This window comes from Xanthomonas sp. SHU 166, assembly GCF_000364685.1.
Classification (GTDB): Bacteria; Pseudomonadota; Gammaproteobacteria; order Xanthomonadales; family Xanthomonadaceae; genus Xanthomonas_A; species Xanthomonas_A sontii.
Genome location: NZ_AQOJ01000375.1, coordinates 1 through 449, shown reverse-complemented (window position 1 = coordinate 449; position 449 = coordinate 1). Strand labels below are relative to the sequence as shown.

General features: G+C 67.5%; 1 protein-coding gene. It reads right to left on the bottom strand.

The features are described 5' to 3' along the window. The coding region (locus D180_RS10505; RefSeq protein ID WP_017912759.1) for an IS481 family transposase at positions 1–449 on the bottom strand (449 nt) is incomplete at both ends.

Here is a 449-nt window from a genome sequence, read left to right as displayed (position 1 = left end):
TCGGCCTTGCCATTGGTGCGTGGCGTGTAGGGTCGGGTTCGCAGATGGCGCAGGCCGAGCCGTCGGACAAGGCGTCGAAAGCGGCGTGATGTGTAGCAGGCGCCGTTGTCGGTCAACACGCGCTCCAAGCGCACGCCCAGGCTGCGGTAGTAGCGAACCGCCTGCATCAGGGCCCTGCAGGCACTGAGACCGCGCTCATCGGGCTCGATGGTGCCGAAGGCCACGCGGGAATGATCGTCGATGGCCAGGTGGACGTACTCCCAGCCAATGCCACGGGAGGTGACCGTCCGATCATCGGTCACGCGATGGCCGGGCTGGCGGAAACGGGCCAGCTTCTTGATGTCCAGATGCAGCAGTTGGCCGGGTTGGGCGTATTCATCGCGATTGTGCGGCAGCGCCGGTTCCAGCTCGGCCAGCCGGTGCAGGCCGGCGCGGCGCAGCAACCGGGC